This is a genomic window from Mesotoga sp. HF07.pep.5.2.highcov (assembly GCF_003666285.1).
GTDB classification, from domain to species: domain Bacteria; phylum Thermotogota; class Thermotogae; order Petrotogales; family Kosmotogaceae; genus Mesotoga; species Mesotoga prima.
The window spans coordinates 1-1,057 of the sequence record NZ_JFHJ01000572.1 but is presented as its reverse complement, the minus strand read 5'-3'; the positions used below and the strand labels follow the sequence as shown (position 1 = coordinate 1,057).

The window sequence follows — 1,057 nt, the reverse complement described above, 5'->3', positions numbered from 1 at the left end:
ATTAAAGAAATTCTTGCCTAGCCCACCAAAGACGGCCTTCGCAATTACGATGGCCACAAAGACACCGATAAGAGCTTGCCACCACTCCACGGCGACAGAGAGATTCAGAGCGAGAAGCAGTCCGGTGACGGAACCGCTGAGATCCGGTTTGAAGTTCTTCTTCCTTCTAATGAACCGCATGACAAAGAAGTCAAGTACCTCGGCGCCGGCTGTACAGACAACTATCAGGACAAGTGCCTTCAAACCGAATGAAACTACGGCCCATACAGCCGCTGGAGCGAGGGCGATGAGGACATCGAGCATAATCTTTCTTACGCTGTCTTCTGATCTCAGGTGAGGTGCTGCCATCATTGAGAGCTTCACTTCTTCGCACCTCCCTTGAGACTCCTGTAGACTTTCTTATTGAGCTTGAAGTTCTTTACGAGTTCTATGTTTGCTGGGCAAACATATGAGCAGCTTCCGCATTCTATACAGTCCAGGAGTCCGTTCTCTACCTGTTTGTCATACAATCTATTCGTACCATAGAGATTCAGCAAAAATGGCTGGAGGTTCATCGGGCATACGGTTGCACACTTCCCGCATCTTATGCAGGGGAACTCTTCAAGTGGATCGCTCTTCATAAGCAAAGTGATCCCCGAAGTGCCTTTTACAGTCGGGACGTCTATCTTGGGGACAGTGATTCCCATCATAGGACCACCAAAGACAATTCTCTCAACGATTTCCTGTGCGCCGCCGGCGTATTCGATCAATTCGCTGGCCATAACACCAATACGCGAAATAACGTTTAATGGCTTCTTTATTCCTTCGCCGGTCAGTGTGACTCCTCTTTCTACAAGCGGATGGCCAAGTTCAACAGCTTCGTAAACTGCAAATGCTGTTCCTATGTTGTCAACAACGACACCCACGTCGAGCGGAAGTCCTCCTGAAGGCACCTTCCTCTTCGTAAGAGCATAAATAAGCTGCTTCTCGGCACCTTGCGGATATTTCGTTTTCAATCTCTTCACCTGAATTGGAGTAGACCTCACCGCCACCTCCATTTGTTCTATGGCCTTTTGCT

2 protein-coding genes are annotated in these 1,057 nt (G+C 48.6%); both read right to left on the bottom strand.

Translation table 11 applies throughout. The features are described from left to right. A partial coding sequence (locus BG32_RS12065) for an RnfABCDGE type electron transport complex subunit D (protein ID WP_147435006.1) occupies nucleotides 1-363 on the bottom strand: 363 nt, incomplete at its 3' end. After that, nucleotides 360-1,057, bottom strand: a 698-nt coding sequence (locus BG32_RS12060) for an RnfABCDGE type electron transport complex subunit C (protein WP_121526903.1), incomplete at its 5' end; no start/stop codon positions are given. The genes BG32_RS12065 and BG32_RS12060, both read right to left, overlap by 4 nt.